General features: G+C 66.0%; 8 protein-coding genes. 5 read left to right on the top strand and 3 right to left on the bottom strand.

Going from position 1 to position 7,965, the window contains the following annotated elements:
* From ACO1XS_RS25395 to ACO1XS_RS25385, 3 genes are all read right to left on the bottom strand, one after another.
* Positions 1 to 1,208: cbb3-type cytochrome c oxidase subunit I (locus tag ACO1XS_RS25395; protein ID WP_486391987.1), on the bottom strand; the 1,208-nt coding region annotated here is incomplete at its 3' end.
* Positions 1,209 to 1,292: 84 nt separating this feature from the next.
* Entirely contained in the window at positions 1,293 to 2,249 is a 957-nt protein-coding gene (gene coxB, locus ACO1XS_RS25390) for a cytochrome c oxidase subunit II (RefSeq protein ID WP_440563639.1), read from the bottom strand.
* 3 nt (positions 2,250 to 2,252) lie between these two features.
* A complete protein-coding gene (locus tag ACO1XS_RS25385) occupies positions 2,253 to 2,507 on the bottom strand; it encodes a hypothetical protein (protein ID WP_331569182.1) in 255 nt (84 codons plus the stop codon).
* Between the two features lie 287 nt (positions 2,508 to 2,794).
* On the opposite strand from ACO1XS_RS25385, the gene ACO1XS_RS25380 reads away from it, so the two are divergent.
* From ACO1XS_RS25380 to ACO1XS_RS25360, 5 genes are all read left to right on the top strand, one after another.
* Positions 2,795 to 3,946, top strand: a complete 1,152-nt coding sequence (locus ACO1XS_RS25380; RefSeq protein ID WP_486391984.1) for an enolase C-terminal domain-like protein — start codon at positions 2,795 to 2,797, stop codon at positions 3,944 to 3,946.
* Between the two features lie 16 nt (positions 3,947 to 3,962).
* Entirely contained in the window at positions 3,963 to 4,976 is a 1,014-nt protein-coding gene (locus ACO1XS_RS25375; RefSeq protein ID WP_486391983.1) for a hypothetical protein, read from the top strand.
* Positions 4,973 to 5,665 carry a gluconate 2-dehydrogenase subunit 3 family protein gene (locus ACO1XS_RS25370; RefSeq protein WP_331573884.1) on the top strand — a complete coding sequence of 231 codons (693 nt, stop codon included), beginning with the start codon at positions 4,973 to 4,975 and terminating at the stop codon, positions 5,663 to 5,665. Before ACO1XS_RS25375 ends, ACO1XS_RS25370 begins: the two co-directional genes overlap by 4 nt.
* The gene (locus ACO1XS_RS25365; protein WP_486391982.1) at positions 5,655 to 7,298 is read left to right on the top strand and encodes a GMC family oxidoreductase; all 1,644 of its coding nucleotides are present in this window, start codon (positions 5,655 to 5,657) and stop codon (positions 7,296 to 7,298) included. The genes ACO1XS_RS25370 and ACO1XS_RS25365 overlap by 11 nt, the downstream gene beginning before the upstream one ends.
* Before the next feature lie 101 nt (positions 7,299 to 7,399).
* Positions 7,400 to 7,957 carry a DUF3005 domain-containing protein gene (locus ACO1XS_RS25360; RefSeq protein WP_486391981.1) on the top strand — a complete coding sequence of 186 codons (558 nt, stop codon included), beginning with the start codon at positions 7,400 to 7,402 and terminating at the stop codon, positions 7,955 to 7,957.
* Positions 7,958 to 7,965 lie beyond the last annotated feature (8 nt).

Genomic DNA, 7,965 nt, shown 5'->3' with positions numbered 1-7,965 from the left:
TGCAGATGCGCGACGACGAAATAGGTATCGGTCAACTGCCAGTCGAGCGGCACGGCAGCCGTCATCACGCCCGAGACGCCGCCGATCACGAACAGCAGTACGAAACCGGCGAAGAACAGAAACGGCACGCGAAAAACGGGGCGTCCCGTCCAGATCGTCGCAATCCATGCAAACGTTGCGACGGCGCTCGGAATCGAGATCACCATGCTCGCCGCGCCGAAAAAGGACAGCGCGAGCGGCGGCAGGCCGGTGGCGAACATATGATGGATCCAGACGACGAAGCCGATCACCATCGTCGCGACAGTCGATATCGCCACGGGCCCGTAGCCCACGAGCGGCCGCCGGCAGAACACGGGCAGCGCATCGGAGACGATGCCCATGGCCGGCAGCACGACAACATAGACCCACGGATGCGCGAATATCCAGAACATGTGCTGCCATAAGAGCGCATGCGAGCCGGCGGTGACATCGAAAAAATGCGTGCCGATACGGCGATCGAGCCACAGCATGAGGAACGCGAGGCTCACGGACGGCACCGCGAAGAGATTGGCGCCCGATGCGGTCAACGTGCCCCATACGAGCACCGGAATGCGATCGATCGACATGCCCGGCGCGCGCATTCTCAGCAGCGTAACGACGAAATTGACCGCCCCCACCGTCGTCGAAATGCCGAGCAGCACCATGCCCAGCGAATAGACATCGATGTTCGGCCCGACATCGTAGGTCAATTCCGATAGGGGTACGTAATTGAACCAACCCGCATTCGGCGCTTCACCGAGCGGAAAGCTCGCATACAAGAAGATGCCGGCGAACAGGAAAACCCAATAGGAAAACGCGTTGAGCCGCGGGAAAGCCATATCGCGCGCACCGAGTACGAGCGGCCACAGGAAATTCGAAAAGCCCGACAGCACCGGCGATGCATAGAGAAAGATCATCGTGATGCCGTGCATCGTGAACAGTTGGTTGTACTGTTCCGGCGAAAGCACGGTCGCGTTCGGCTGGGCGAGCTGCACGCGCATGACGAGCGCTTCGACGCCTCCCAGCAACAGAAAGAGAAACGACGTCACCAGATAGCGCAGGCCGATCGTCTTGTGATCGACAGTGGAAAACCAGCCCCGCCACCCAGGCCGCGTTTCCCAGATTTCGGCAAGGCGCTCGGCACGGTCGGCATCGATGGACTCGCGCACGAGCGGCCTCGAAAGCCGCATGGTTTCCGGCGAATCGCCGGACAATGCAGGGGCGGGCGTATCGGACATCGGCTATCTCTCGCTTGTTCCTCGTTGAGTCCCGGTTCATTGAAGCGTCGCCAGATAGGCGGACAGCGCGCTCGCATCCGAGGCGGACAGCGCCATCGAAGGCATCATCGAATCGGGCTTGATGCGCTGGGCATGCTGGATCCAATCGAGCCGATTGGCAGCGGTGTTGGGCAACTGCCCCGCGGCGATCAACCGTCTCGAGCCCAGATGCGTAAGATCGGGCGCTTGCGCGCCCGCCGCATCGGTACCGCGAACAGCGTGGCATCCGGCGCAGCGCTCGCCGAACAGACGCTTGCCTGCATTGATCGCGGCCGACTGAGCGGCGGGCGACGCATCGCGCGCCTGCGCCCGCCGCCATGCATCGAATTCCGCCGGCGGCTGCGCGACGACCTCGAACGCCATATGCGCATGCTGCGCGCCGCAAAACTGCGAGCACTGCCCGCGATAGACGCCCGGCGCATCGGCCTCTATCCACTGCTCGTTGATCTGCCCCGGGATCATCTCGGTCTTGCCGGCCAATTGCGGAACCCAGAAGGCATGGATGACGTCGGCGCTGCGCAGCTTGATCTGAACCGGTACGCCGACGGGGATATGAATTTCGTTCGCAGTCGCGAAGCTGCGCGAGGCATCGTCGGCATCCGGGTACTCCACCTTCCACCACCAGTCATAAGCCGTGACATCGATTTGAAGCGCGGGCGCCACGCGCGGCGCGGCCACCGATTCGAGCGTCGCCATCACATAGATCAATGCGGCGAACAACGCGAGCGACGACACACCCGTGCCGATGTAGATCCACGACATGCCCCCCGCTTCGGCTCCGATCGCATCGGGCCGCCCGCTCCCGCGTCGACGCATGAGTGCGGCTACGAGCAGCGCGGCCACGACGATCATGACCGCGCTCACGAGCGCGATGAGCGCCCACTCGAGCCGTTGCGTCGGCAAGCTCGCCGGCCCAGCGGCATGCGCCAGGTATTCGAGCGGCGCCGTCTTCATCGCTCAGCGTGCGGGGGGACGGCCTGTCGGTGCGGCAGTGCCTTTGTCTTCGCTGCCCCCGGTGCCATCCTCGCTGCCGTTGGGGGTGCTGTCGCTTTTATCGCGATCCTTGCCCCCTTTATCGTCTTTCGAACCGATCTTCGTCGTGCCGCCGACGGCAGGTGGGTCGCTGGCGGGAAAGGTATCCTCGACCGACTTGTCGATGAGGTCCTCCTCGTGCTTCGACTGCTCGCCCTTCTTGCTGGTATCGCTGCTCATGGCAAATCCTCCGTCCTCAAGGACCCTGCGATTCGCGCATGGCACATGCCTGACGACACCCGCAACGCAGCCGTGCATGACCATTGCCATCGTCTGTAAAAGTTGACCACCGGCCGCCTGTAACTCGCGGATCGGCGCCGGGGCCACGCAATGCCACGCATCGTTCATGCCCGGGCCGCCTCGCGCGCCCCCGGCCTCGCGGCGGGGCCTCCCGCTGGGCCGGCGCAGCGCGGCATGCGGCTTGCGTGTCGGTGGCGTTGGGTAAGCGTTTACCGATTCCGCTGAAAATGAGCGTTGCCGACCACTCCACACGCCGTGCTGACTCCCCGAAGGCACCAAGCCGCGACACGACCCCGATCGCGGCCGTCCGCGCGCACGCCTTCACGATACCGACCGATGCGCCCGAAGCCGACGGCACGTTCGAATGGCATGCCACGACGCTCATCGTCGTGGAGATCGACGCAGGCGGTTGCACCGGTATCGGATATACGTACACCGATGCCTGCGCCGTCGCATTGATTCGCGAAACGCTCGCCCCCGAGCTGCTTCATGGCGACGCGGGCTGCGCGCGTGCGCTCACGCAGCGGCTTTGGCGCCGCGTGCGCAACATCGGCCGCGCCGGCGTCGCCGCCACGGCCATTTCGGCCGTGGACTGCGCGCTGTGGGACCTGCAAGCGAGACTCGCCGGATTGCCGCTCGTACGATTGCTCGGCGGACCGATACGCGAAGCCGTACCGGTGTATGGCAGCGGCGGCTTTACGAGCTATAGCGACGAGCAGCTGCGAGAGCAATTCGAGCGATGGGTGGGCGAGAACGGCTGCCGCGCCGTCAAGATGAAAGTCGGCAGCGAGCCGGCTCGCGATCCTGAGCGCGTCGTATGCGCGCGCGCGGCGATCGGCGACGCCGCCGCGCTCTTCGTCGATGCGAACGGCGCGCTTTCTGTCAAATCCGCACTCGATTGCGCGCAGCGCTTCGCCGAGTGCGACGTCACCTGGTTCGAGGAACCCGTTTCTTCCGACGATCTCGCCGGGCTGCACGCCGTGCGACGTCGTGCACCGCCGGCAATGGACATCGCGGCCGGCGAATATGCCTATAACCCCGACGATTTCCGCCGCATGCTCGAAGCGCAAGCGGTCGATGTGATGCAGGCCGACGCGAGCCGATGCGGCGGCGTGAGCGGCTTTCTCAAAGCGGCCGCGCTCTGCGACGCATGGCATATCCCGTTGTCCGCACACTGCGCCCCGGCGCTGCATCTGCACGTCGCGGCCGCGGCGCCCGGCCTGCGTCATGTCGAGTGGTTTCACGACCATGTGCGCATCGAAGCCATGCTGTTCGACGGCGCGCCCGTCGCGCGCGACGGCGTCATCCGGCCCGATCTCTCGCGCCCGGGGTGCGGCCTCGAATTCAAGCACCGCGACGCGCAACGTTTCGCGGTATGAAGGAGCCGACAACCCGATGAACGGATCGAACCACGGATGGCTTGCCGCCTTGGGCGTCGTGGCGCTCGCTGCCGCAGCCGCGTCGCATTCGAAGATGAACGTACGCCGGGTCCCGCACCGTGCCGGTCGCGCAGAAAACGACACCCGCGATGGCGCCGTCCCCGCGCCGAGCCGGCCGCGGCACGACGAGCGCTCCAGGCACGTTCCCGCTTCGCAAATCGCCACGCACATTGCCGCCGCACGCAGCTTCAACCGCAGCTCGGCATTGCTTGCCTGGTCGGCGCTGACCGATTCGGCCATCGAACACTATCGCGGCTCCTATGCCAACCCGGCGATGTTCGTTCCGCTCGCGGCCGGCGCGCTCTGTCTCGCTGCCGGGGTACATGGCGGCACGGATGAATCGCCCAGCACGCACGGGTTGCGCCGCGCGATTTATCTGGCCGCTGCCGGCGTTGGCATCGCCGGTACCGGCTTTCATCTTTATAACGTGACGAAACGTCCCGGCGGCTGGAGCTGGCACAACCTCTTTTACGGTGCGCCGCTCGGCGCGCCGATGGCGCTACTGCTGTCGGGCACGCTCGGCGCCGTCGGCGAGACGCTGCGCGACGAACCGCTCGAGGACCCGCGTCTGTTCGGGCTGCCCGCCGGCAAGGCGCTCGCGTTATTGAGTGCGGTCGGCTTGGCGGGGACTGTCGGCGAAGTTGCGTTGCTGCATTTTCGGGGCTCGTTCCAGCACCGGGCCATGTATGCGCCCGTCGCCGTGCCGCCCGTTGCGGCGGCGTTGCTGGCTCGCGCGGCGCTCGGCGAGCCGCGCGTGCGTTGGTGGACCCGCGCGTGGCTGCGCGTCACCGCCGCGCTCGGCGCGCTGGGCGTGGCGTTCCACGCACGCGGCGTCGCGCGCTATCAGGGCGGCTGGCGCAACTGGTCGCAAAACGTATTGAGCGGACCGCCCCTGCCCGCCCCGCCGAGCTTCACCGCGCTCGCGACGGCCGGCCTGGCCGCGCTTCGCCTCCGGGAGACCGAGCGATGAACCCGAAACACCCCCTTGCGTCGCCCTACCCCGGCTACGACGTACTGAAGCTGCGCGACACCCCGTCGTGGGACGATGTCACGCGTGCCGTCATCGACGAACGCCTCGCCCAACCCAACGCGCCGCGCTTTTGCAACGACACGCAATGGCGCGCGTTGCAGGCGCTGTGTGCCGTGATCGTTCCGCACTCGCTCGACCCGTCGGTCGACGTTGCGCATCGGCGCTTCGCAGCGCCGCGGATACCGGTAGCGGGCCTCGTCGATACGCGGCTCGACCAGGATACGCGCGACGGATATCGCGACGCACGCCTTCCCCCACTGCGCGAGGCATGGGAAATCGCGCTCGCCGCGATCGATGCCGAATCGCAGACGTTGTATGGCGCCGCGTTCGCCGATATCGACGAAAACGCGCAATGCGATGTCCTTCGCCGCATGCAGACGGGCGAACTGCAAAGCCCTGCATGGCAGGGCATGGGCAGCGACGTTTTCTTCCGCTTGCGTCTGATGGTCGACATCGCCTCGGCTTACTATTCGCACCCGCACGCATGGAGCGAGATCGGCTTCGGCGGCCCCGCCAATCCGCGCGGGTACGTCCGCATGCAGGCGAACAGACGCGATGCGTGGGAGCCCGTGGAGGCTCGCCCGGGACAAGAGGAGAAGGCGCGTCGGGAGAACGGCCGTGTTCGATGAAGCCATGCATACGCCGCGCGGCAAAAACGGCCGCGCGCCCGACGTCTTCACGATCGGCGGCTGGGTGCCGATGCGCGAGTATTCTCAGGACGAGCCCGTCGATTTCGCCATCGTCGGTACGGGTGCGGGTGGCGGCACGCTCGCCTGCCGGCTTGCCGAACTCGGGTTCTCGGTCGTCGCGTTCGATGCCGGCGCATGGTGGCGTCCGCTCGAGGAGTTCGCATCGGACGAAACGCATCAGGCCAAGCTCTACTGGACCGAGGAGCGCATCTGCGACGGCGACGATCCGCTCCAGCTCGGCAGCAACAACAGCGGGCGAGCCGTCGGCGGCAGCACGGTGCACTTCGCAATGGTCTCGCTGCGCTTTCGGCCCGAATGGTTCAAGTCGCGTACGTTGCTCGGTTATGGCGCCGACTGGCCGCTCGATTGGCGCGAGATGTGGCGCTATTACACCGAGGTCGAAGAGGCACTCAAGATTTCGGGGCCGGTCCGCTATCCGTGGGGCCCGCCCCGACCGCGTTACCCCTACCGCGCCCACGAACTGAATGCACCCGCGCTGGTGCTGGCGCGCGGCGCCGAAGCGCTCGGCATCGATTGGACCCCGACGCCGCTGGCCACGCTGTCCGCGCCGCGCGGCCGGGCGCACCCGTGCGTATATCGCGGATTCTGCGTATCGGGCTGCGCGACGAACGCGAAACAGAGCGCGCTCGTCACCTGGATTCCGCGCGCCGTGGCCGCGGGCGCCGAGATTCGCGATCTGGCGATGGTCGGGCGTATCGATGTCGGCAGCGACGACCGCGTGACCGGTGTCGAATATTGCCGCGAAGGCCGCTGGCAGTTCCAGCGGGCACGCAACGTCGTAGTCGCCGGCTATGCGATCGAGACGCCGCGATTGCTGCTGATGTCGGCGACGTCCCGTTTCCCGGAGGGGCTCACGAATCGCTCGGGCCTCGTCGGCAAAAACCTGATGGTGCAGGCGAATCAAGCAGCGTGGGGCGTCATGGACGACGAGATTCGCTGGTACAAGGGGCCGCCGTCGCTCGCATTGACCGAGCATTGGAACTACGAGGACAAGGGCAAGGATTTCTTCGGCGGTTATTGCTATATGAGCCAGGGGCCGCTGCCTCACGTATGGGCCTACGTTCAAGCGGGCCGGGGGCTCTGGGGCGAGGCGTTGCACGAGGAGATGTCGAAGTACAACCATCAGGCTGGACTGAAGATGGTGGGCGAGACGCTACCGCAAGAGCGCAACCGCGTCACGCTCGCCGAGGAAAAGGATGCGCTCGGCTTGCCTATCGCTCGCGTCACGCATTCCCTATGCGAGAACGACAAACGGCTCATCGGCCACGCGCTCGACTATATGAGCGATGCGCTCGTCGCCGCCGGCGCGAAAGAGGTCTGGCGCCAACTCGACGACACTTGCCATCTGAACGGCACCGCCCGCATGGGCGACGATCCGCGCACGAGCGTCGTCAATGCGGACTGCCGAAGCTGGGATATCCCCAATCTCTGGATCTGCGATGGCTCCGTTTTTCCGACGGTAGGCGGCGTCAATCCGTCTCTGACGATTCAGGCCATTGCGTGCCGCACGGCCGACCGCATCGCCACGATGCGGGGCCGCGGCGAACTTTAAGGGCCTGTTCACGCTGATTACAGGCCCTGATCCGCGCGGCACGATCGTTGCATCGTCTTGTCTTATGTAGCAGGACGCAACTTCCAGCGGAGGACTGCACCGTGGAAAACAACGAACACAACCCGACCCAGAGTCAGCAAAACGAAATCGCGGCGAAGAGCCCCGCCAAGACTCCAGCAGCCGGCGGCGCGTCGCCGGACGCCGCAACGCAGGCACGCGAGTTCGGTTCCGCGCGGCACGCCACATCGGCACAGACCGTCGCGGCCAAAGAGCCTGCGCCGCTGCCCGTCCTCCACCGGCAAGCGTCTGGGGACACGGGCGACCCCGTCGCGCGGGCCAATGCCCGAATCCATTCGGTGGACAATGCGGGCATGGCCGCAACCGACGATACGGTCGACACCGACGGCAAGGGTCTCGAAGCGCGACGTGGCGCTTCGCAATGGCAAGACAACGTCATCTATTCGAACGCCTCGCTCGACGACAGCATCCCCGTGCCGCCCGAAGGACTCGTCGACTGGGACTCGCGCATGGGCGGGACAATGCCCGTTATCGCCACGCGAGCCGGCTGGGAGGTCGTCCCTCGCGGGACCATCGCTATCCCGGATCGCCATGGGACGCACGCCGAGCAAGTCTTCACCCTCGATCGAATCGGCAACTGAGCGCGGCG

The organism is Trinickia sp. (assembly GCF_057351765.1).
The sequence above is the reverse complement of the archived record's forward strand: the minus strand, read 5'-3'. Positions and strand labels throughout refer to the sequence as shown.